Source organism: Micromonospora sp. SD19 (genome assembly GCF_054462275.1).
The window spans coordinates 51,383-72,768 of sequence record NZ_JBTLMN010000009.1 but is presented as its reverse complement, the minus strand read 5'-3'; the positions used below and the strand labels follow the sequence as shown (position 1 = coordinate 72,768).

Here is a 21,386-nt window from a genome sequence, read left to right as displayed (position 1 = left end):
CACGGCCACGTCGATTCGCGCCCCGGGGTCTTTACAACAACCCGGCCGCGTCGTGCTCAGGGTGCGAGCGCCGCGGACGCGTAACACGCCTCCACGATTGACAGTATGTCGCGTACGCAGTCCAGCGACCGCTTGGTTGTCGCGTCATCGTCGCAGGTCACGAGGTCGTCGAGTAGCCGGTCGTATTCAGCGCCGACCCTCGTGTCAGGCAGCATCACCTCCTCGACCCTTCCCGCGCTGCGGACGTGCAAAGACGCCCTCGCCAGCCGGTGCGGGCTGAAGCCGAACGTGGTGCGCAGCTGCGCCGACGCGTCCGTGCCGTGCAGGGTGATCGTCGTCTGGTCGACCTCCTCGTGCGACGCCCAGGCGAACCGCAGTCCCAGCGCGTAGCTGTCGGTGGTCACCAAGCCGGTCAGCTGATCCTCGACATCACCCGCATACATCTGAGCACCACCAGGAGTAGCCGCGGACGACGGCTGCCACAGCGCGGACCAATCCGGTCGGCGCAGGAAGTCCGACGTGGCGGTGGCAACGGCGGCGCGTACCCGGACCGGGCCCCAGAGGTCGTGGGCGACATCGAGCACGTGCCAGCCGAGGTCGACGAGAGCTCCCCCACCGGCGCTGGCGCTGCTGGTGAGCCAGCGGCGTTGCGGGATTCCTCGGCCACGTACCCAGCTCAGTTCGGCAAGTCGCGGTGTGCCGAGCCGGCCGGAGGCGACGATGTCGCGCAGCGCGGACACGTCGGTACGGTGGCGCGCGGCGGCCGAGAGCGCCAGCGATCCACCGCCGTCGGCAGCGGCGGCCTCGAGCCGGTCGATCTCGTCGACGCGCGTGCAGTTCGGTTTCTCCAGGACGACTCGGCGCCCCCGCCGCAGGAACCACTCGGCGATCTCGGCGTGCGTGTGGTTGGGGGTGAGCACGAAGACCATGTCGACGTCGTCGACGGGCACGTCGCGGTAGTAGGGGCGGACCGGCACGCCGCCGAGGAGGACGGCCGCGCGCTCGGCCGCCGCGACGGTCGGTTCGACCGCCCCGACCACGGTGATAGCGGGGTGAGCCAACAGCCGAGGCAGCCATACCTCCGTGGCGACCCAGCCCAACCCGACGACGACCGTCCTCATCGAACCCTCGTGGGCCGTCGGGTGGCGATCCCCGCGAGCACCTTGGCCACCGCCGTAGCTACCTGGGCGGTGTCGGCCGAGGAGCCGAGCAGCGTCCGGTGGTGCAGCCAAATGCCCCGCATGCCGATCTTCTCACTGGCCGGGCATCGTTCGGCGAGGTCCTCGACACTGGGCAGCCCGTGGACCGGTCCGGCCCAGAACGCGGGCGTGCGGTAGACGGGCGGGTAGTTCACGAAGGCCGGGATTCCCTCGGCGAGCAGTGCCTCCACCACCAGCGCGCGGTCCACGTCGTCGTTTTCCAAGGTGAACATGGCCATGTAGTGCGGGTTGAGATCGCAACGGACGTCGCGCCCCTGCGGGCGGATGCCGTCGATGCTCGACAGCGCCGCGGAGAGCTCCCGCCAGCGGGCCTCGCGACGCGTGGTCTGCTCGGCAAGGCGGACGAGCTGGGCACGCAGGACGGCCCCGCTGAATTCGTTCAGCCGGAAGTTCGACGACGGGGTGCGGTGGGCATAGACACGGTCGCCGATCGGGCGCCCGCAGCTGTGCCGGACGAAGGCCTCCTCGTACCACGCCTCATCGGGCAGCAGGACGGCGCCGCCCTCGCCAGCGGTCATGAGCTTGCCGTTCTGGAAGCTGAAGCAGGCGATGCTGCCGAACTCGCCGAGGCGCTTGCCTTCCCAGGTGGCGCCGTGAGCGTGCGCGGCGTCCTGGACGATGGTGACGCCGTGGCGGCTGGCCCAGGCGCCGATGGCGTCCAGGTCGGCGATCTGGCCGGCCATGTGGACGGGTATGACCGCCTTGGTACGCGGGGTGCGCACCGCCTCCAGCTGCGCCGCGTCCAGGCAGTAGGTGTCGGTGTCCACGTCGACCGGCACTGCGACGCCGCCGAGACGGGCCACCGCGTTGGACGTCGAGATGAAGGTGAACGCGGGCACGATGACCTCTTCGCCGGGCGCGAGGCCGATGAGTTCCAGGGCGAGTTCGAGCGCGTGCGTACCGTTGCTGACGGCGAGCGCGGCGGGGGCCCCGTGGAACTCGGCGAACTCACGCTCGAACTCGTCGACCTCGCTACCGCCAGCCCGCCACCACTGGCCCTGCTCGAGAGCACGGATCAGCGCGGCGCGTTCGGTGTCGTCATGGTATGGCCAGGCAGGAAAGGGGTCTCGGCGTACTGGAGTGCCACCGTCGATGGCCAGCGTCATGATGATTCTCCTCGGTTGCTCGACTGAAGCCACCGGTCCGCGCAGACGGCCTGCAGATATCCGGCCGCGCTGCCGTCGCCAGACAGCAGCTGGGGCAGGGCGATGACTGCCGGATCTCGGTGCTGAGTGATGAACCGCCGCAGATTGAGGTCGTGCTCCTCCCATCGGTTGGGGCGCGGGTGGGAAAGGTGGATGCCGTTGGCCTGCTCGGCGAGGTGGAACGCGGCGCCGGCGATCATCAGCCGGTAGCCCAGCTCAAGATCCTCGCAACCCCAGACCTGACCGTATGACTCGTCGAACCCGCCGAGGCGCTGCCAGGTCCCCGCGAGCATCGACACGTTGGCTCCCACGCAGGCGAGCCACGGGGCCACGGCGGGCACCCTGCCCGCTGCCATGTCGCCCACGAGGCGTTCCAGGGAATTGACGAACGTACGCCCGAAGTCGCCCCCAACCGCCGTCGAATAGGGGTCGGCGGGCGCTGCGTCGAGCAGCCGGGCGGCGCTGGGCATCTCCCGCAGCGGACCGTGCACGACGAGGTCCGCGCCGGGTTGCGCGCTTCCGATCGGCCGATCGGTGCCCTGCAGGTGAGCCGCGATGTGCGCGGTGACGAAATGCGGCGGAACGAGGATGTCGTCGTCAATGAAGATCAGTAGGTCGCCGTCAGCGGCTCGGGCACCGGCGTTGCGGGCGGCCGCCCGGCCTACCCCGGTCAGCCGGACGACCCGCAGATTGAGCCCCTGCCCGGCTGCCCCGGCGATGACCGTCAGGGTGTCGTCGGCCGCGCCGTCGTCGACGACGACGACGTGGAAGTCGGTATCGGACTGACGCTGGAGCCCGGCCAGGGTCGCGCCAAGGGACGCCGCCTTGTTCCGGGTAGGTATCACGATGCTTGTTCGCACAGGTCAACCCTTCTGGTGTATGCCACGGCGGGCCCGGGGTCGCGTTGGGGGTGGGCCGCCAGTTCCACCCGGCCGCGTCGCGCGACGAGCATGGCTCCGGCGAGGGACGCGTCGGCACCGAACCAGGCGCGCGCGATCACCGGCAGGGGACGACCCGGACGCCAACGACTCTCCAGCGCCGCTGTCACTCGCTGGGGCAGGTCGTCCAGCGCGTGACCGAGACCGCCGCCGAGGTGCACCCGGGCGGATTGGACGAGTTCGCTGACCGCGATGATCGCCTGGGCCAGGGCGGAGGCGGCCTCGTCGCAGACCCGTACCGCCCAGCGCCGTCCTTCGCGCGTCCCGGTGACGAGGTCGGCCTCGGTGGTGGGGCGCCGGCGCAGGCGGGTGGCCCGGGCGGCCAGGGCGGCACCCGAGGTGCTCGCCTGCAGGCAGCCGGTACGTCCGCAGCGGCAGGTCGGCCCCACCCGGTCGATCGGCAGGTGCCCGATCTCCCCCGCCGTGCCGAATGCTCCGGTGATCAGGCGCCCGCCGCTGACCAGACCACCGCCGACACCCGTACCGATGCCCACGTACGCAAGATCGGCGCAGGCGGCCGCGTCGGCTTCGGCGAGCGCGGCGAGGCCCCCGTCGTCGCCGATGATGGTCTGCGCGCCGGCGGCATCGGCAATCACATCGCGGACCGGTTGGCCGGTCCAGGACGGGCGGCTCGGCCAGGTGACCACACGGCCATCGGCGTCGAGGGTGGCGGCGCAGGCGACGCCGACCCGGCCCACCTGTCCGCCGAGTTGCTGGCGGGCCTCGCGCAGGGTCCGGGTCAGCTGTTGCAGGTCCGATCCGCTCCACGGCTGGCGGGCGACGAAGCAGCGGGTGCCGCGTTCGCCACGGACGGCGAGCTTGGTGGCGCCGATGTCGACGGCGAGCCAGTAGGGCTCGGCAGCGCCGTGAGACGTCCCGCTCTGTTCCTGCACGATCCGCCCTTTCTCCTGGCCGAGTGGTGTCTAGCCGGGCTGCTCGCAGCGCTGGATGGAGAGCAGGAGGTCGACGCCGATCACCACGGTCTCGACGTCGCTGCCGCGGCCACGAAGAGCACGACGGCAAGCCTGCGGCCGACGTCGTGACGTGGTGGTGGTCGGTGAGATGCCGGACCGCGTACCCGTCCGACCGGCGTACCGGACGGGGAGCGTCCAGCCATGGGCCTGTGAACGGCACGACACCTCGGACTGGATGAGGTACATCCTCGGTGGTTCACCCCCACTCGAGGCCGCTGAACACCGTCTTTGCATGAGTGCGAGCCATGGCGTCCATCCCTTCGGCTGGCCTTGAGCATCGGTTCGACGTCCAATTCAGGATTTCGCGATCAACCTGCGATGTCACGGGCGTCGATAAGCCCGAAAGTGCTCTGACAGGTTCGTGTCGGTGCGCCCGGTCGGCATCTGCGACGAGCTCATTGAGGACCGCCGGTCGGGCTGCCGGCCGATGGCGGCGCGCAGCGGCCGATCCTGGTGGTAAAGCAACCCCAGCCGGGCCGCCGTCTCCGCCTTCGCCAGCTCCGCACCCAGATATCCGGCGTGGGTGCTTTCGCGCACCAGGCCGAGCCCGAGGATCCGCAGCAGGAGCGCCTCCGCGCTGCGCCCGGTCATCTCGTGCCCGGATGCCAGATCCTCCCGATAGTGCCGCACCGTGATCCGGCGGGTGGCATGGTCGACGCTGATCACGAAAAACCCCTCCCCCGCCGCCGCGATCGGCACCCGCCGTCGCATCCCGGTGACCTGCCGCAGCCGACTCCCGCTGGCGGCAAGCTCGGCGTCCAGCGCGTCGGGCACCGGCGTGGCGCGCAGCCGAGGTAGGCGCTCGATCCGGGCGACGAGCAATTGCGGGTCGTCGATCCCGATCAGGTCGTGGACCGCGACTCGCCGCCGGAACTCAGCAATGACGGTGGGCCGAAGCCCCGCGACCCGAGCCCGGTATCCGACCGCCCCGATGATCGTCCCGTTCTGGTCGCACCCGTTGGCGGCGAGGGCGAGCAGGCTCTGTCCCTGGCGGAAGAGCGGCGAGTCGTGCCCGCAGACGACGAGGTGGCGCAGGCATGGCGTTCTCAGCGCACCGATGACGAGCTGTTCGATGCCGAGGTTCGCCGTGGCCATCGGCGCGGCGATGGCCACCCTCGACGCCGATGTCAACCTGGCGGCGAGCGCGACGGCGGTCAGCGTACAGACGGCGACGTCTGCGGGGCCGGAGTCAGGCGGGGTCGGGCCGGTCACCATGTCGGCGCGCCGCCGTTGTAGCTTCGTGGCGCTCCGCCCGGGGTCACCTCTGGCAGGGTCGAGCTGATCGAGGAGACGTCGAGCCCGAGGCGGTGCAGCGCCATGCCGACCCGCAGCTGCTCGCTGCGGATGTGGTCAATGGCCTCGCGGAACCGGGCCTCGACCGCGGTGACCTGGCGATAGCGCTTGGCCTCATCCAGCCGGTCGTCGAGGACGTCGGTGAGGTTATCCATGAAGAACTCGTAGTTGGCCTGCCCCATCGCCTGGCGCTTGGTGTGCAGGAAGTCCTTGAACCGCTCCAGCACCTCGACGGCTCCGGGATTGGCATGGAAGCGGCGGTAGAGGCGGGAGACGAAGGTCTGCACGACCACGTTGAAGGTCTCGAACTCGAAGACCGCGGACTGCCCCGTGATGACCCCTCGTTGGTGGTAGTCGTCGTTGTTGTACAGCGAGGCGAAATGGATGCCGAGGCGCTGCACGCGCTCGTCGGCGTACCGGTAGTCGTAGGGGTCCAGGGTCGCTGCGTATTTCTCTCCGACCAGGCCGTCCTCCATCATCCGTCGCAGAATTCCCGTTCCCGGGTAGACCTCGAGGCGTTCGGTGAGCCGGCGCAGGTTGTGCCCGCAGTGGGCGCGCAGGAATTCGGCGTTCTCGATCAGGGTCTCGACGGTGGCGTACGGGTGGAACGGTATGAAGCCCATGGCCAGGTAGATACCGTGCTCGCGGAGCATCCGGATGATGCGCACGTTGTCCTCGACGGTGGCGCGCTTCTCCCACAGGTTGAGCTCGGCCGCGACGCCGGACTCGATACCGACGTTGACCTTCTCCAGCCCGCTCCTGACAAGCAGGTCCATCAGGTCGTGGTCTTCCGCGGTGTCGGCCCAGTTCTCGGCCCGCATGCAGATGTTGTAATAGATGTCGAGACCCCGGCCGAGGATGCCCTCGGCGATCTCGCGGACCCGCTTCTTGCCGACCCGCCCACCGTCGGGGTCCTCAAAGGTCGAGTCGACGAAGTCGAGCGTCCGAAACCGGTAGGTGTTGACCAGCACATCGACCTCGTCGACGACCGAGGACGCCGGCCGGCCGCGCCACGCCTTGCCGGCCTGCACCCGGTTGCCAAGGTTTGGCGCCGAGCAGAAGGTGCACTGGGCCACGCAGCCTCGGCTGGTGCTGACCCGGACGTACTCGAGTTTGTTGCCGTGGTTGACGAGCTGGTCGCGGGCCGGGTGCGGCAGCACGTCGAGATTGTGGATGAGCGGCCGAGGAGGATTCTGGCGCAACGCGCCGCCCTCGGCTCGATAGGCGACGCCGGGAATCGTGGTGAGGTCGCCACCGAGCGCGACCCGCTCGACGATGTCGAGAATGATCGGTTCGCCCTCACCGATGGCAACCAGGTCGGCGTCGGCGTTGACGCGGAGGATCTCGGTGCCGGTGAAGGTCCCGGCGGGGCCACCGCAAACGATCAGGCCTTCGGGGTACGCGAGGCGCAGCTGGCGGCTGAACTCGACGCAGCTGGGCACGTTGAGGCTCATCAGGGTGAAGCAGATGATCTGCGGTCGGGCCTCGGCGATCTCGGCGACGATGGCGCTGTAGTCCCCGTGTTCGGCTTCGCGGATGTCGCAGGTGACCCCGACCTGGCGCAGTACCGCAGCCATGTAGGCGACGCCGAGGTGTTCGGGCGACATCACCAGGTCCCCGTCGAGCAGGATGATGAAACTGACCCGGATCGACGCGGGATCGGTGATCCGTTCGTCCAACCCGATGGTGAACTCGCCAGGCTTGGCCCGACGCGGCACGAGGGGAAGATCCACGGTCATATGCCACTCCTATGTCCGATCGGGCTGGGTGTACATCCCGCGGCGCGACACGTCGCGGCCTTCCATGCTCGGCGGGGGCGCTATCCCGAGGTAGCCGAGCACCGTCGGGGCTACGTCGCGCATCTCCACGGGTCCGTCGCTGCGATCGCCACGGAGCCAGAACAGCGCGTCCTCGCGAGTGTGTGTGCCGGTGAGCGGACCGTCGACGGTCAGCTCGTCGACCGCCCAGCTTCCCCGCACCTGCACGCCGGGCGCTGGAACGATGACGAGGTCGGCCGCAGCCGCCCGACATGGGCCGTCGTAGAGATCGGTGCCGCGCAGCACCTCGGCGACGACCGGCTCGCCGACCTGGGCGTCGGTGATCGCACCCTCGGGCGTGCGCCGCAGCGCCAGCAGTCCGGCCGTGATCTCTTCGACGAGCTCGTCGACAGGCAGCTCGCGCCCTCGCGGAAACCGGCCGGCACGGTTGAGGAAGATCCGGCCTGGGTCGAGGGCGAAGGCGGTGGTGGTTTCGTCGAGTTCGGTCAGCGAGCCCGCGTCGCGCGGCAGGGCGAGGTACCCAGCCTGGCGCAGCCATGCGTTGACGTGGAACTGCGTGGTCACGGGGCCGAAACCGTGGTCGCTCACGATCATCAGCCCGCCGTCGCCGGCCCGTTCGGCGAGCTCGTGCACGGCCGCGTCGAGGCGACCGTAGAAGTCGAGGATCCGCTCGTGGACGGGCGAGTTCTCGTCCATCAGGTCGCGCCACAGGAAGTGGTGCACCCGGTCGGTCTCCGTATAGACGCAGACCGCGAGCTGGGCGTCCTTTCCGCCGGTCGGGCCCGGGGTGTCGAGGATGTGGCGGAAAGCTTCCCGGCGTGCGGCGAGCGCGGCGTCGACGCGGTCCATGAAGGCGAACGGATCGGCGTGCACGTCGCCGACGGTCACGTCGAGCTGGTACCCGATGTCCTGCAACGGTTTGCGAACCTCGGGCGGGTAGACTGCCCGGTCGAAATCGGGTGCCACGAACCCGGACAGCAGCACCCCACGCATCGGCGGCGCCGGGTAGGTGCCGGGCACGTTGAGCACCACGCTACGCCGGCCGCCAGCGCCGACGGGGTGCCAGACGGGGGTGGCCCTGAGGTCGCGCAGGTTTGGAAAGTAGGTCTGGTAGCTGCCGGGCCGCAGGTCGATGAAGCCGTAGATGCCGTGCGTCCCGCAGTCGGCACCGGTCAGGAAGCTGGCCCAGGAGGTGGAGCTGATGTCCGGGATCGGCGCGCGCAGCGGTCGCAGCGTCGCCTGCGGCAGGAGCTTGGCGACCTGGGGCATGACGGCCTGGTCAGCGAGCAGGCGCAACAACCAGTGCGGTACGCCGTCGAGCCCGATCACCAGCATGTCGTCGGCTCGGCCGGTCATCGCGGCACCCGTGCCTCTCCGGTGGCCGGTGTGCCGCTGGCGACCCGGTCGATGACGCCGAGGCCGACGGCTTCGCCTGCGGCGTCACAGAGCATGAAACGTCCGACCGGCGGGCAGTTGACCAGGGTGTCGGCCGCGACCGGTTCGGCCAGTTGGATTCGGACCGCGGCGATTTCACTGAAACCGATGATCTGACCGTGGGCGCCGGGCTCGAACGTCGCGCTCTCCCAGCGCTGGTCGATGCCTTCGATATGCCCGCTGACGGAGGCACTGGCGAACCGGACCTCACATCGCTCGCCTCCAGCGAGATCGCGGTCGGCGACGCTGAGGACGCGGGCGTACCAGAGATCGCCGAGGCACAGGGGTTCATCGCCGGGGGCGAGGATCGCGCCGGACGGGGGTGGGGTGCCATCGATACGCAGGCCGACGCTGTCGCCCGGGCCGGCCACGGCCAGCGGCGGTTCACCGAAGCGTTCGATCGACGTGACGTGACAGGCGGTCCCGGTGCGCGGGTCGACAAGGTCCCGGCCGGGCCGCAGCAGGCCGCTCTCGATCCGGCCGACGACGAGGGGGCTCCCACCCCGGTTCAGGACGGTCTGGACGGCGAACCGTAGCCAGGCCAACTCGGCCCGGCGCTGGCCCTGGGTGTGCAGGGTTTCGATGAGAGAGCTGCCTGCGTACCAGGACAGGGGGTGCCCGGGCGGAACCGGGACGGTGATGTTGGTGCCGTCGATCGCGCTGACGGGGACGGTGGCAACGAGTTCGATGCCGCACTCGGCGGCGACGGCGGTCATGGTGGCGGCGAGATCGTCGAAGACGTCGGGCCGGTAGTTGACGAGGTCCATCTTGGTCGCCGCGCACACGCAGGTGGTCACGCCGAGGAGTTCGAGGATGCGCATGTGCCGTTTTGTCTGCGGCACGATGCCCTGGTCGCAGTCGACGACGATGACCCCGACGTCGGCGGTGGACGCCCCGGTCACCATGTTCTTGAGCAGTTCGAGGTGGCCGGGTACGTCGATGAGGGTCAGCCGCCGTCCATCCTGCTCGATGGCGGCCTGGGCGGTGTCCAGGGTGAACAGGCCGTTGCGCTCCTCGGCCAGCCCGTCGAGGAGGAACGCCAGGCCGCCGTCGGCCACGGGGGCGTTGAGGCGGTCGGGGGTCATCGCTCCGGCGTCCAACAGGATCCGCCCGAGCAGGGTGGACTTGCCGTGGTCGACCTCGCCGACGAAGGCGACGCGTAGGGTGTCTGCGCGCCATTCGCGCACGTCCGGATCGAGTCCGTCTTGAGCGATCATCGTCGCCTCACATGTATCCGAGGGCGCGGAGCTTCTGCATGGCCTCGGCGTCCTCCTTGTCCTGGGCGCGCCCTGCGCGCTCGCCTTCCGTGGAGTGGCGCACGTCGAGGAGAATCTCCACCACGGTGGAGGCGTTGCTCTGCACCGGTGAGCAGCAGCAGGCGCAGCCGATCGAGCGGTAGCGCTTGCCCTCCTCGGCGAAGTAGAGGTCGGGCACCGGGATGGCCTCGGCCTCGATGTACTCCCAAATGTCTACTTCACGCCACCGCAGCAGCGGATGCACCCGGATGTGTCCGTCGTCGCTGACCGCGGCCTGGTGCAGATCCCAGAACTCCGGGGGCTGGTTCTGGTAGTTCCAGGAGAACGAGGCGTCACGCGGGCTGAAGGTGCGCTCCTTGGCGCGTACCCCGTGCTCGTCCCCCCGGATGCCGAGGATCACCGCGTCATACCCACCGTCGGTGATCGCCTGCTGTAATGCGTTGGTTTTCAATGCCGTACAGCAGGCGAGTTTGCCTCCCACGCCCGGCCCCATCCCGGACGCGAGCGCCGCCTCGTTGCGGTGCACCCGAAGATCGAGGCCCCACTCGGCCGACATCTTTTCGCGGAACGCGTACATCGACGGGAACTTGTAGGACGTGTCGATGTGCAACACCGGGAGGGGGATCTCGCCGAAGAACGCTTTGCGCGCCAGCCACAGCAGGGTCGTGGAGTCCTTGCCCATCGACCACAGCAGGGACGGGCGCTCGAAACGCTGCTGCACTTCGCGCAGTAGGTGCACGGCCTCGTTCTCCAGCTCCCGCAGGGCAGCTCTCATGGCGTCGTCTCCTTCGCGTCGCAACTGTGGATCGCGGATCGGTCCGGCGGGGCGGGTCAGCCCCAGGTCGGCGCGGGGCCGCCCGGGGCGTGCCCCAGCGGTGTCCCGGAGGTGTCGGCGAACGCGGGGATGTCGAGCATCTGCGCGATCGTGGGCATGACGTCCGTCAGGCTGCCCGTGCCGCCCGAACCCGAGACGAACGCGGGCCCGACACCTCCCCAGAAGGAGTCGCGCCGGTGCCAGCCGCTCTGCAGCCAGCGGTTGACCCGCGACACCCAGTACATGTCGCCAAACGCCAGGTAGCGCCAGTCGGCGGGCTCCATGATCAGGTCGGGGGCCTCCTCCACGGCCGGCCCAGCGTGGATCTTGTCGCGCGGGATGGCGTCGGCGAGGAAGAGCCGGCCGGTGAGTGGGTTGACGTGTTCGGTCAGCACTGCGCGCACCTCGGCCAGGGCGGAGTCGTACTCCGACACCGCCACCACGCCGTCCCGCTGGCGCCCGACGAGGTTGAGGTTGACACCCGCCGCGCCCTGTACCGCCTCGAAGGCTCGGGTCCTGGTGAAGTCGATCACCCCGTCGGCGGCATAGGTCAGCAGGCCCGCCTCGGCCAGCACGTCATTGACCGACCGGTACGACCGCAGCGGCCCGAAGCCGATCTCGGAGAAGCAGAACAGGCTTGTCGAGCCGTCGACCAGGTCGAGGAGTTCGCCCAACAACCGGTCGCAGACCTGGTACGCCTGGAAGATCGCCTGGTCGTGTTCGGCGACCTGGCTACCCGGCTCCATCTCCTGCCAGTAGAAATGCGACAGGCGGTCGATCGCGGTCATGTTGACGATGGTCAGGTCCGGCGGCGTGCCGAGCCCACCGTGCAGCAGGTGCAGGGCCGCCGCGGCCCGCTGCTCGTCCGCGTCGAGGATCGGCGGCAGGGATTCCGTCTTGGGCTGTCCCGCGAACCAGATGGTGACGTCGTGGAGCGGCTTGATACCGACTTCGGCCAGCTTGATGGGCAGGTTGCGGGGATGGCAGGCGTGCAGGGTGCTGCGCATCGGGTAGCTGATGACGTGTCCGTTCACCGGCTGGATCGGGTGCGTGCCGAAGACGTTGATCACGGCGACGGTCCGGTCCCCCAGCTCCGGGCGGTGCCACAGGAAGGGTCGGCGGCAATCGCCGCTTCCCAGCACCCGCGGCACATACTCCGGCGTGTGCACCTCCCAGTAGGAGAAGCAACCGTGGGTCGCCGGCTCGACGCCGGTGAACGCGGTGAGCAGGCCCGACGGCTCGTACGGGACGTATTCGGAGTTCATCACTCCGCCCGCACCCTCGGCGAACAGGCGGTGGAAGTTCGGGAGCCTCTCCGGACCCCACCGGGCGACCAGGCTCGGCTCCACGCCTTCGGCGATCAGGACTATCGCCCGCTTGTGCGCCATCAGCTCAAGCCTTTCCCGAGGTTGCCCCCAGGCGGGCGTCGACGTAGGCGGCGAGCGTGTCCAGGGAGTCGACCAGCACGACGCTGAGATCCTCGTCGTCGATCTGGATGCCGAACTCGTTCTCGACCCAGATCAGAAACTCCAGAGCGGCAATGGAGTCGATGTCCAACTCCTGGCGTAGGTCAGTGTCGGGGATGGTCGCTGGGTCCCGGTCCAGTCGAAGCGCGTTGACCAGTGTCTTGCGGAGTCTTTCCTTGGTCTGCGTCTGTGACATCGTTCGCTCCTCTACAGGTATCCCATTGCGGCCAGCGCCTTGGCGGTGAGGTCGTCGTCTCGGACATGTCGCGTGTCGCGGCCACCCGGTGTCTGTGCGGACGTCACGTCGGGCAGGTAGGGCCGAACATCCGGTTGCTGTGCCGTGACGGCCGGGACCGGCCGGCCCGCGACCGACCCTGGCTGGCGCAACCCCAGGTCATGCAGCAGCGTCGGTATCACGTCGTGCAGTGCCACGGGCTCGAGGTGACGCCCCGGCGCCACCCGTGGCGAACGGATCGCCCACATCCCGGTGTAGCGGTGCATCCCGGTCTGGTAGCTGGACCGCCACACGTCCCCGCCGATCGACGGGTCGGCGAGCACGCCCTGGTCCGCCGGAACCAGCAGGAGGTCCGGCGCGGCATGGCCCATCACACCGGGGTACGCCTCGGCGCGCGGCAGCACCGCCGCGAACGTTCTACGTCCGGACTGCGGATCGGTGAGCCCGTCGAAGATCCCGATGATCTGCTCGGTCAGCGAGGCGATGTCGCGCCGGGTGACCGTGCCCTCCCGCTGGCGCCCGGCAAGGTTGAAGTTGATCGCGTATGAACCCGGCGTCGGCATGTAGGCCGCTGTGCGCGAGAAGTCCACCGTCCGGCCTTCGGCGGAGAACCAGCCCGCATACGGGCCGGCACCGGAGCGAATGCTCAGCAGCCCCGCCTCGGCCAGCACGGTGTTGACCCCGACGTGCTGGCGGCCCTGGCCGAAGCCGTGGTCGGAGACGACGACGACTGTCGTCTCATCACCGACCAACTCCAGAACCTCGCCGAACATCTCGTCGATGGCGGTGTACGTCTGCCGGATCGCCTGCGCCCAGTCGTTGCTCTCCGGGGCGTGGTCGTGGCGAGGGTGGCACGGGTCGGCGAAGTGCCAGTAGTGATGGCAGACCCGGTCCACCTCGGTCAGCACGGCCATCACCACGTCGACGGGGCGGGTGGTCAGCAGATGCCGGATCGAGCGGCCTCGGGCGTGCACGTTGGCGACCGCGAAGTCGGCGTAGCCGAGGTCACCCTGGTACATGGTCAGCAGGTCCGAGGTGAACGGGGCGCCGGCGGCGCTCAGTTCGCCGAGCAGGCCACTGGGACGGCTGTACCGCAGTGTCTGCACCAGCGGCCAGGTGACCTGGTAACCGGGCACGTCGATCGGGGGATGCGACATCGGCACGTTGATCAGCCCGACCGAGAGCCCCTGCTGCGCCAGCCACTCCCAGACTGTCGAGCAGCCGAAGTCGCCGCTACCGACGAGACGGTCGCCGTACTCCGGGTGCTGGGTGTCGAAGAACTGGTAGATCCCGTGGCCGCCCGGCTGTCGGGCGGTCACGAACGTGGTCCAGCCGGGCGCGGTGTGTGCCGGCCAGGTGGTCGTGGTCGGTCCGTGCAGGCTGACGCCGAGCAGCGCCTTGAGGTTCGGCAGTAGCCCCTGTGCCAACAGCGGCTCGATGACGTCCAGGCTCCCACCGTCGATCCCTAGAATCAGAGCCTTCGGTGGAATGACACCGGCGTCGGACACGGCAGCTCCCTTGCATGGCGATTCGAAATAGCGGACTCCGCTATTTCGTATCGGATGCTATGGATCAATCTGATCGAATATCAGAGCTCCGGCGTGACCACTTCCGCCCACGAGCACAAGCTCTCTCCAGCAGCCGGAGCAGGCCATTTGAGCAGCCGAAACCGGGCTGGATCAGATGCTGGACACCTCCTGCTGCGGCACCCTACGATAAGCGCCGCGCGCCCACGGATTCCCACTCGTCATTGGCTGTTGTCCCGATTCCCGGACGAGGTGCTACCACGATGAACGTATTGGTGATCAGCCCGCACCCGGATGACGCGGTCTGGTCCTGCGGTGGGGCGCTCTCGGCCTGGGCGGCGAGCGACACACCGGTCACCGTGGCCACCGTCTTCGACGCCGATGGCACCCCGGCCACCGAGGCGTCAGTGGACACGCCGATGTCCGTCCGTCGCGACGAGGATGCGACCGCGCTCGCCATCTGCGGGGTGACCAGGGTCAGCCTCGGCTTCACCGAGGCGGCGATGCGCACCGCCGCCGGCACCGGTGATCCGCTGTACCGCTCGATGCTGGCCCTGCGCCGGGCGCCGCACCCGGCCGACGAGCTGCTGACGCAGGCTGTCGCCGACGCCCTGGCCGCACACATCAAGACCGTCGAAGTGGTCATCGCCCCGCTCGGCGTCGGCACCCACGTCGACCACGCCATCGTCCGCCACGCCGCCGAACGGCTCATCGCGCCGCACCTGTTGCGCTACTACGGCGAGTTTCCCTACGGTCCGCCGCCACCGGATGGCCTGGTCCCCCGCGACTATCCGGTCGATTTCGGCATCTGGCTGCGCGCCGCGCTGGCCTACCGCACTCAGGTGGAGGCGATGTTCGCTAGCGCCATTTCGTTCGCCCGGGCGCTGTCCCGCCACGCCCGGCACAACGGTCGCGGCGCGCGGTGGCAGGAGTGGGGGCCGAGCGGCCGTACCGGGGTTCTCTGACCTAGGAGGTGTTGTGTGGTCGACGCTCTCGCGATCACTGGCTCGACCAGGATCTACGCTCTGCTCGGTGACCCCGTCGCGCAGGTACGGGCACCGTCTCTGCTCAATCCGCTGCTCGCCGAGCGTAGCGTGGACGCCGTGCTCATTCCCGTGCACGTCGCCCCCACCGAGTTCGCCCAGGTGGTCGGCGGTCTGCGGCGGATAGGGAATCTCCACGGCATGCTCGTCACCGTGCCGCACAAGGCTGCCGCGCTGGCGCTGGCCGACCGGGCCAGCCCGGGCGCAATCCTGTCCGCCAGCGCCAACGCCCTGCGCCGCGAGCCGGACGGCGCCTGGCTGGCCGACACGTTCGACGGTGTCGGCTTCGTTCGGGGCCTGGGCAACGCCGGTCACACGCCGAAGGGCAAGCGGGTGTGTCTGGTCGGCGCCGGCGGGGCGGGCAGCGCCATCGCCGTCGCGCTGCTCGAGGCGGGCGCCGCCGCGCTCGACGTCGTCGATCTCGACCCGGGTCGGCTCGGCACCCTGGTCGACCGGCTGGCGCCCGCCTATCCCGGCCGGGTCACCGGCGCCACCCGGTTCCGCCCGGACGAGGTGGACATCGCAGTCAACGCCACCCCGTTGGGGATGCGCCACGACGACCCACTGCCGTTCGATCCGGCGCGGCTCGCGCCCGGCACGGTCGTCGCCGACATCATCATGAGTCCGGCCACGACGCCACTGCTGGCCGCGGCCCGGAGCCTCGGTCATCAGGTGCACCCGGGCATCCACATGCTGGCCAACCAACTCGACTCCTACCTCGACTTTTTCGGCCTGTGACCGCCGCCGCCAGCTCCGCGGCCCGCCGCCACACCGTCACCGTGGCGTTGGGCGACCGGTCGTATCCGGTCGAGATCGGGCCCGGAACCCGCCACCTCCTCCCCGAGGTTCTCGCGCGCATCGGCGCGGGACGGGTCGCGATCGTGTCCTCCCGCCCACAGAGTTCGATACCCGACCCGGGGATACCCGCCCTGCGCCTGCCAGTCGTCGACGGCGAGGCGGGCAAGACCCTCGGGTCGGTCGAGGAACTGTGTCGCCACTTCGCCGAGTTCGGGCTGACCCGGCGCGACGTCGTCGTGTCCTGCGGCGGCGGCACCACGACCGACATCGTCGGCCTCGCCGCCGCCCTCTACCACCGGGGCGTCGCGGTGGTGCATCTGCCGACGTCGCTGCTGGCCCAGGTCGACGCCAGCGTCGGCGGCAAGACCGCGGTCAATCTCGACCTCGGCAAGAATCTCATCGGTGCCTACTGGCAGCCACGGGCCGTGCTGTGTGACATCGACTTCCTGGCCACTCTGCCCGAGCGGGAGAGAATCAGCGGTTACGGCGAGATCGCCCGATGCCACTTCATCGGTGCTGGCGACCTTCGCGGCCTCCCGGTGACCGAGCAGATCGCGGCGAGCGTCCGCCGCAAAGCGGAGATCGTTGCGCTGGACGAGCGCGATGGCGGCCTGCGCCACCTGCTCAACTATGGCCACACCCTGGGACACGCGATCGAGACCGCTACCCACGGCGCCGTCCGCCACGGCGAGGGAGTCGCCATCGGCACCGTCTTCGCCGGGCGGCTCGCCCACGCGTACGGACGCATCGATGATTCCCGGTCGCGCGAGCATCACGACGTCGTGGCCGAGTACGGTCTACCGACCGCGCTGCCCGCCGACGTCGACATCGACGACCTCGTCACGATCATGCGGCGCGACAAGAAGGCCAGCGCCGGCCTCACCTTCGTGCTCGACGGACCAGCGGGTCCCGAGCTCGTGACCGGCGTACCCGAAAAGGTCGTGCTCGATGCCCTGCACGCGATGCCCCGTCAGTGAGCCGCGCCGCCGGCCGTCGCCCCGGGCAAGGGGTGACATGGCCCGACCGGGGTTCGCTATCGCGTACCGATCAGCGGCGGGGTCACCAGCGGGCGCCGCCGTCGACGGCGATCGTCTGCCCGGTGACATAGGCTGCGCCGGCACTGGTCAGGAATGCGACCATCGCGGCGACCTCAGCCGCAGTGCCCAGCCGGCGGGCTGCCGTACGGCTGGCTGCCACCTCGTTCTCCTCCTCCGAGTAAACCGCCGTGCCGTGCGGGTCAACCTCCACCGCACCGGGCGCGACCACGTTCACCGTGATGCCGAACGGGCCCAGCTCCCACGCCGCACTCGCCGCCCACGCCTGCAATGCCGCCTTGGTCGCCGCGTAGTCCGCCTGGCCGGGCATCCCCGCGATACCGGCGCGGGAGCCGACCAACACGATCCGCCCGGACCGTCGCCGGATCATCCCTTTCGCGGCGAGCCCGGCGAGCGTGACGGCGGCGTCGACGTTGACCTGCCACAGCGGGCCGGCAGAGCTGCGGTCGCCGGTCTCGAGGACCCCGCGTCGTTGGGTGCCGCCATGCGCGCAGACAAGAATGTCCGGCGGTCCGGCCGCCGCACGGACGCGGGAGAGGAGGCCGGCGGACGCGCGCGGCTCGGCGAAGTCCACGGCGACGGCATGCGCCGGTAAGCCCGCGTCCCGGAGTTCGGCGACCAGATCCTCGGCGCGCCGGCCCGACTGGTGGTAGGTGCCGACCACCGTCGCGCCGCATCCACCCAGGGTCCGGGCGATCGCGCCGCCAAGCTGCCCGCTGACGCCGGTGACCAGCGCGACCTTGCCAGACAGGTCCGCCAGGCTCATGCTCGCTCCCTCTCCTGCGGTTCGGCCGCCGCGACGATCAGGGTGGCGGGTGGAGTTCCGGTGTGCACGATGCGACGGGTCGCGAGGCCTGCGCGGGTGAGCCCGGCGGTCAGTGTCCCGACGCTGGGCCAGAAGAGGCCGCCGTGGGTCAGCCAGTCGAGACGGACTGTCGTGGGTACGCCGTCCACGTCGAGGTACACGTCGTCGATGAGCAGCCGTCCGCCGGGCGCGAGCCGCCAGGAGAGGTCGGCCAGGTCGCTGCCGGGACCGGTCAGGTGCACCGCGTTGCAGACGACGACCAGATCAAATCGGTCGCCGGGCTCCGGGGGCGGCGCGACGAGCGGCGCATCGGACGTCCACAGTCGGCCGGTCCGCAGCAGCCGGGTGGTGTCCGACGGGCAGGCAGCGGCGTATCGGCCGGGTCCGCAGGTGATCTCCAGTAGGCGGTCACCGGCGCGGTGCCCGCCGAGCGCGAGCCCGACGCGTACCCGTTGGTGTGCCGCCCTGGAGTGGATGGCGCGCTGGTACAGGACGCGGAACCCGCCGTCGATGGTTCCGTTGTCGAAGGCCCTCCGCCCTGGACCGACCGAGGCGACGTCGCCGAGCTTCTCTCTGCTGACCCAGCTGCGGGAGAGTGCGGCTTCGAGTTCCACGATGTTCCGGGTCTGCTCGGGGAACGCGTCCGTTCGCTGCTCCGGGACCACCGGCGCAGCTGCGACCTGAATCAGGCCGAGTTCGACGGCGGTCTGGAGGAGCAGGTCGCAGGTGCCCACGTCGAGGCCGAGCGTCCGGGCGATCGAGGACGCGTCGGCCGTTCCGGCCGCCAGGAGGTCCAGGATGCCGAGTCGTAGCAGTGCAAAGACAAGCTCACTGCGCTTGTACGCCTGGGCTGCCTCGATGAGGATGGCCGAGTCAGCGAGGGTGTAGGACCGTGGCGGGAGGCGTTTGCCGGAAGGGCCGCGTACCACCTCGCCGACCAGGCGTACCCGCTGGGGCGTCTTGTGCGCGGAGAGGTTGGCGGCCAGGTGGGCGCGCAGCTCGGCGAGATCGGTGGCGTCGGCGCGCACGGCGACCACCTCGGCTTCGAGGCTGGCCGCGCCGCCGTTGCCCGGCACGGCCACACACCGGGCATCGACGACGGCCGGGTGGCGCAGGAGTACCGCTTCGATCTCCTCGGGGGCGATCCACCGCTCACCTCGGCGGATGGCGCTGGAGTTGCGGCCCACGATGTGCAGCCCGTGTTCGTCGAAGACGGCGAGGTCACCCGTCCGCCGCCAGCCGTCCCGGAGCGGCCCGCCAGCGACCGTCTCGTCGTTGCCGTCAGGCTCGCCCGCGGGCAGGTCGACAATGCGGACCCGAAGCTCGCCACTGTCGCCTGCGGGCAGTGGCTGGCCGTGTGGGTCGACGACCTGGGCCTCGACGCCGGGCAGCGGACCGCCGACGCATCCTTCCGGCAGCCCGGGTGCGCCGCTGAACAGGGCCCCGGTTTCGGTGGAGCCGTAGTTGCGCGCCAGCCCGATGCCGAAGGCCGCCCGGAATCGCTGGTCGAGTTCTTCGGTCACCGGACCTGCCCCGACCATGACCAGGCGCAGCCGGTGATCGGGCACCGATCCGGGCGGGGTGCGCTGGGCCAGGAGCGACGCCACGCTCGGCACGAGGATCAGCACCGTCGCACCGTCCCTGATGACCTGCTGACAGCGGCCGAGCGCGTTCGCGGCCATCGCGATCAGGTGGCCGCCGACCTGATCGACGGCGTGCACCCAGCCCAGCGCGTAGGCATGCCACATCGGCAGCGGAAGCGCGACCACATCACGGTGGGTGAGCCCAGACCAGTGCGCGTGCCGGCGCCCCTCGGCGTCGAGTGAGGCCAACGATCGGGCGACGACCTTCGGCGCGCCGGTCGTGCCGGAGGTGCGCAGGAGCACCCGTGCCTCGCCGGTCGACCCTGCCGGATGCGGGGCGGCGCCGTCGGGCTGCCCGGTGCGGTGGGAGCGATCAGCGGGCGGCGAGCCGGTCAGGCGCAGGCGCGTCTCGTCGCCGTCGCCGTCGCCGTCGCATGACAGCGTCCGGGTACCGCCGGCGAGGGCAAGCCAGCGGGTCCGCTCGGGCACCGGCAGGTCAGCATCGAGGAGCAGGGGCACCGCCCGCGCGGCGAGCAGTGCGCGGTAGCCCGCGAGCCACAGCGGCCCATTGGGTACGACGAGGGCAACCACCTCACCGGGACAGACCCCGCCGGCCATGTCGATGAGGGCGGGGTGCGGTGCGGCCTCGACCTCAGGCATAGCCGGCCTCGACCGTCACACCTTCGGGGTCATCCCACTGAGGTGATCCGACGGCAATCTTGGTGTCCGGGTCGACGCCGGCCTTCAAACCCTCGTGATACGCGCGTTTGCGCTGCTCCAACAGAGCGCGGATAGCCGGCGGCGAGTAGGTCGGCGCGGCGCAGAGCTCATCGAGGGTGATCTCGTCCTCGAAGTACATCGACAACGTGTCCCACGGGGTGAAGCAGCCGTGGCACGCCTTCAACCGGGGGCGCGGGGCGAGCAGCGCCTGGTACATGGCGCTGGTGCCGACGTCCTCAAGGGACTTGGCATACCCGTCCTCGATCATGCTGCCCATATTCGAGAACCAAATGTTGGGGCACGGGGTGACCATGCCATCGCTGAACGTGGAAATCACCAGCCGGGGCAGATGGCAGCGGAATATGCGCTTGCCGTTGTGGTAAAAGCTCAGCAACCGCTTGAAGTAGGCCATCGGCGGCAGGATCGTGGCGAATTCGTCGTAGCGCTCGACGAACCGCTCGATGTGGGCAACCTGGTCGGTCCGGACCTTGAACTGCTCCGCGTCGGGACCACGGACCGGAAAAGGAAAGTAGACGGGCTTGTGCTCGTGCGCAGTCAGCCACTCGGCGAACTGCTCCATCTCAACGACGCTGCGGTCATTGAGCACCGAATAGATCTCGACGGGCAGCCCGCTGTCGAGAATGGCCTCGATGTGGCGCATCGTCTTGCCATGCAGCGACTCGGTCGCGACGCGGTAGGAGTTGCCGGTGTGCAGATGGCTGTCGAGCGAGACCTGCAGGACCACGTTTCCCCAGGCCGCGAACTCGGCCAGGTGCTCCTCGCGGACCAGCACGCCGTTGGTCTGCACGACCAGCACCTCGTGGTGTGCGGCCTGCTCGCGCAGGAAGTCCATGATTCCCGCGACCAGGAAGATCTCACCGCCGGTGACCTTGAGCAACGGTACGCCGAAGGTCTGGTCGATCCGCTTGTCGATCAGCGGCAGGCGGGTGCCGAGCAGGGAACCCGGGGTGAACCGGTCCTTGACCGGTGGGCCGAAGATCAACTGTTCGTTGTGCGACTCCTTGAGATTGCTCTGTCCCGTGAGGCAGTAGGTGCAACTGAGGTTGCACGAGTCTTCGTTGACGACCAGATCGTTGCCGACGAGCGATTCAATCATCGTCGAAAATCCCCTCGCGCGGGCCGCCGCTCCATCGGGTGGACGCGGGAACCGATGAGAGGGAAAGCGGCTGTCCACATCAAGGTTCGCCAGTCGCGCGCGCAGCGTCAATAGAGCGGGTTGAGCAGTTCCATTCAAGAGATGGACAGCTCAATGCGGCTCTGTGGACAGCGCGGGAGTGGCCAT

18 protein-coding genes are annotated in these 21,386 nt (G+C 69.6%); 3 read left to right on the top strand and 15 right to left on the bottom strand.

Features of this window, described 5'->3' with window-relative positions:
* Positions 1-56 precede the first annotated feature (56 nt).
* The 12 genes from ACX27O_RS25420 to ACX27O_RS25365 all read right to left on the bottom strand — a co-directional run bounded on the left by ACX27O_RS25420 (position 57) and on the right by ACX27O_RS25365 (position 14,061).
* On the bottom strand, positions 57-1,121 hold the full coding sequence (locus ACX27O_RS25420) for a Gfo/Idh/MocA family protein (protein ID WP_377633301.1): 1,065 nt from the start codon (positions 1,119-1,121) through the stop codon (positions 57-59).
* The gene (locus ACX27O_RS25415; RefSeq protein WP_377633303.1) at positions 1,118-2,326 is read right to left on the bottom strand and encodes a DegT/DnrJ/EryC1/StrS family aminotransferase; all 1,209 of its coding nucleotides are present in this window, start codon (positions 2,324-2,326) and stop codon (positions 1,118-1,120) included. Before ACX27O_RS25415 ends, ACX27O_RS25420 begins: the two co-directional genes overlap by 4 nt.
* Positions 2,323-3,225 carry a glycosyltransferase family 2 protein gene (locus ACX27O_RS25410; protein ID WP_377633305.1) on the bottom strand — a complete coding sequence of 301 codons (903 nt, stop codon included), beginning with the start codon at positions 3,223-3,225 and terminating at the stop codon, positions 2,323-2,325. The genes ACX27O_RS25415 and ACX27O_RS25410 overlap by 4 nt, the downstream gene beginning before the upstream one ends.
* Positions 3,207-4,196 carry an ROK family protein gene (locus ACX27O_RS25405; protein WP_377633307.1) on the bottom strand — a complete coding sequence of 330 codons (990 nt, stop codon included), beginning with the start codon at positions 4,194-4,196 and terminating at the stop codon, positions 3,207-3,209. The genes ACX27O_RS25410 and ACX27O_RS25405 overlap by 19 nt, the downstream gene beginning before the upstream one ends.
* A gap of 402 nt (positions 4,197-4,598) precedes the next feature.
* Positions 4,599-5,492: a DUF4346 domain-containing protein gene (locus tag ACX27O_RS25400; protein WP_377633309.1), complete on the bottom strand. Its 894-nt coding sequence runs from the start codon at positions 5,490-5,492 to the stop codon at positions 4,599-4,601.
* Positions 5,486-7,303 carry a B12-binding domain-containing radical SAM protein gene (locus ACX27O_RS25395; protein WP_377633311.1) on the bottom strand — a complete coding sequence of 606 codons (1,818 nt, stop codon included), beginning with the start codon at positions 7,301-7,303 and terminating at the stop codon, positions 5,486-5,488. Before ACX27O_RS25395 ends, ACX27O_RS25400 begins: the two co-directional genes overlap by 7 nt.
* A gap of 15 nt (positions 7,304-7,318) precedes the next feature.
* Positions 7,319-8,704 (bottom strand): alkaline phosphatase family protein, encoded by a 1,386-nt coding sequence (locus ACX27O_RS25390; RefSeq protein WP_377633313.1) that lies wholly within the window; start codon positions 8,702-8,704, stop codon positions 7,319-7,321.
* Positions 8,701-9,969: a GTP-binding protein gene (locus tag ACX27O_RS25385; protein ID WP_458940183.1), complete on the bottom strand. Its 1,269-nt coding sequence runs from the start codon at positions 9,967-9,969 to the stop codon at positions 8,701-8,703. The genes ACX27O_RS25390 and ACX27O_RS25385 overlap by 4 nt, the downstream gene beginning before the upstream one ends.
* A 37-nt stretch (positions 9,970-10,006) precedes the next feature.
* Positions 10,007-10,813 carry a sulfate adenylyltransferase subunit CysD gene (gene cysD / locus ACX27O_RS25380; RefSeq protein ID WP_377633317.1) on the bottom strand — a complete coding sequence of 269 codons (807 nt, stop codon included), beginning with the start codon at positions 10,811-10,813 and terminating at the stop codon, positions 10,007-10,009.
* Between the two features lie 56 nt (positions 10,814-10,869).
* Positions 10,870-12,240, bottom strand: coding sequence for an alkaline phosphatase family protein (locus ACX27O_RS25375; RefSeq protein WP_377633319.1), 1,371 nt, complete (start codon positions 12,238-12,240; stop codon positions 10,870-10,872).
* 4 nt (positions 12,241-12,244) lie between these two features.
* On the bottom strand, positions 12,245-12,514 hold the full coding sequence (locus ACX27O_RS25370) for an acyl carrier protein (RefSeq protein ID WP_377633321.1): 270 nt from the start codon (positions 12,512-12,514) through the stop codon (positions 12,245-12,247).
* An 11-nt stretch (positions 12,515-12,525) separates the two neighbouring features.
* The gene (locus tag ACX27O_RS25365; RefSeq protein ID WP_377633323.1) at positions 12,526-14,061 is read right to left on the bottom strand and encodes an alkaline phosphatase family protein; all 1,536 of its coding nucleotides are present in this window, start codon (positions 14,059-14,061) and stop codon (positions 12,526-12,528) included.
* A gap of 281 nt (positions 14,062-14,342) precedes the next feature.
* On the opposite strand from ACX27O_RS25365, the gene ACX27O_RS25360 reads away from it, so the two are divergent.
* From ACX27O_RS25360 to ACX27O_RS25350, 3 genes are read left to right on the top strand one after another with little or no spacing between them, the layout of a single operon-like run.
* Positions 14,343-15,044, top strand: coding sequence for a PIG-L deacetylase family protein (locus tag ACX27O_RS25360; RefSeq protein WP_377633325.1), 702 nt, complete (start codon positions 14,343-14,345; stop codon positions 15,042-15,044).
* Between the two features lie 15 nt (positions 15,045-15,059).
* Positions 15,060-15,860: a shikimate dehydrogenase family protein gene (locus ACX27O_RS25355; protein WP_377633327.1), complete on the top strand. Its 801-nt coding sequence runs from the start codon at positions 15,060-15,062 to the stop codon at positions 15,858-15,860.
* The gene (locus tag ACX27O_RS25350) at positions 15,857-16,897 is read left to right on the top strand and encodes a 3-dehydroquinate synthase family protein (protein ID WP_377633329.1); all 1,041 of its coding nucleotides are present in this window, start codon (positions 15,857-15,859) and stop codon (positions 16,895-16,897) included. The genes ACX27O_RS25355 and ACX27O_RS25350 overlap by 4 nt, the downstream gene beginning before the upstream one ends.
* A gap of 82 nt (positions 16,898-16,979) precedes the next feature.
* On the opposite strand, the gene ACX27O_RS25345 is transcribed toward ACX27O_RS25350, so the two are convergent.
* Genes ACX27O_RS25345 through ACX27O_RS25335 form a run of 3 tightly spaced genes read right to left on the bottom strand, consistent with a single transcriptional unit; the run spans position 16,980 to position 21,200 of the window.
* Positions 16,980-17,741, bottom strand: coding sequence for an SDR family NAD(P)-dependent oxidoreductase (locus ACX27O_RS25345; RefSeq protein ID WP_377633331.1), 762 nt, complete (start codon positions 17,739-17,741; stop codon positions 16,980-16,982).
* Positions 17,738-20,023 carry an AMP-binding protein gene (locus ACX27O_RS25340; RefSeq protein ID WP_458940182.1) on the bottom strand — a complete coding sequence of 762 codons (2,286 nt, stop codon included), beginning with the start codon at positions 20,021-20,023 and terminating at the stop codon, positions 17,738-17,740. The genes ACX27O_RS25345 and ACX27O_RS25340 overlap by 4 nt, the downstream gene beginning before the upstream one ends.
* On the bottom strand, positions 20,016-21,200 hold the full coding sequence (locus tag ACX27O_RS25335; RefSeq protein ID WP_377633335.1) for a radical SAM protein: 1,185 nt from the start codon (positions 21,198-21,200) through the stop codon (positions 20,016-20,018). Before ACX27O_RS25335 ends, ACX27O_RS25340 begins: the two co-directional genes overlap by 8 nt.
* Between the last annotated feature and the right edge of the window lie 186 nt (positions 21,201-21,386).

Bases quoted from the DNA above. Each gene is read 5' to 3' on its own strand.
- ACX27O_RS25420 (WP_377633301.1), bottom strand. From the start codon at position 1,121: ATGAGGACGGTCGTCGTCGGGTTGGGCTGGGTCGCCACGGAGGTATGG.
- ACX27O_RS25415 (WP_377633303.1), bottom strand. From the start codon at position 2,326: ATGACGCTGGCCATCGACGGTGGCACTCCAGTACGCCGAGACCCCTTT.
- ACX27O_RS25400 (WP_377633309.1), bottom strand. From the start codon at position 5,492: ATGGTGACCGGCCCGACCCCGCCTGACTCCGGCCCCGCAGACGTCGCC.
- ACX27O_RS25390 (WP_377633313.1), bottom strand. From the start codon at position 8,704: ATGACCGGCCGAGCCGACGACATGCTGGTGATCGGGCTCGACGGCGTA.
- cysD (WP_377633317.1), bottom strand. From the start codon at position 10,813: ATGAGAGCTGCCCTGCGGGAGCTGGAGAACGAGGCCGTGCACCTACTG.
- ACX27O_RS25375 (WP_377633319.1), bottom strand. From the start codon at position 12,240: ATGGCGCACAAGCGGGCGATAGTCCTGATCGCCGAAGGCGTGGAGCCG.
- ACX27O_RS25370 (WP_377633321.1), bottom strand. From the start codon at position 12,514: ATGTCACAGACGCAGACCAAGGAAAGACTCCGCAAGACACTGGTCAAC.
- ACX27O_RS25360 (WP_377633325.1), top strand. From the start codon at position 14,343: ATGAACGTATTGGTGATCAGCCCGCACCCGGATGACGCGGTCTGGTCC.
- ACX27O_RS25345 (WP_377633331.1), bottom strand. From the start codon at position 17,741: ATGAGCCTGGCGGACCTGTCTGGCAAGGTCGCGCTGGTCACCGGCGTC.
- ACX27O_RS25340 (WP_458940182.1), bottom strand. From the start codon at position 20,023: ATGCCTGAGGTCGAGGCCGCACCGCACCCCGCCCTCATCGACATGGCC.
- ACX27O_RS25335 (WP_377633335.1), bottom strand. From the start codon at position 21,200: ATGATTGAATCGCTCGTCGGCAACGATCTGGTCGTCAACGAAGACTCG.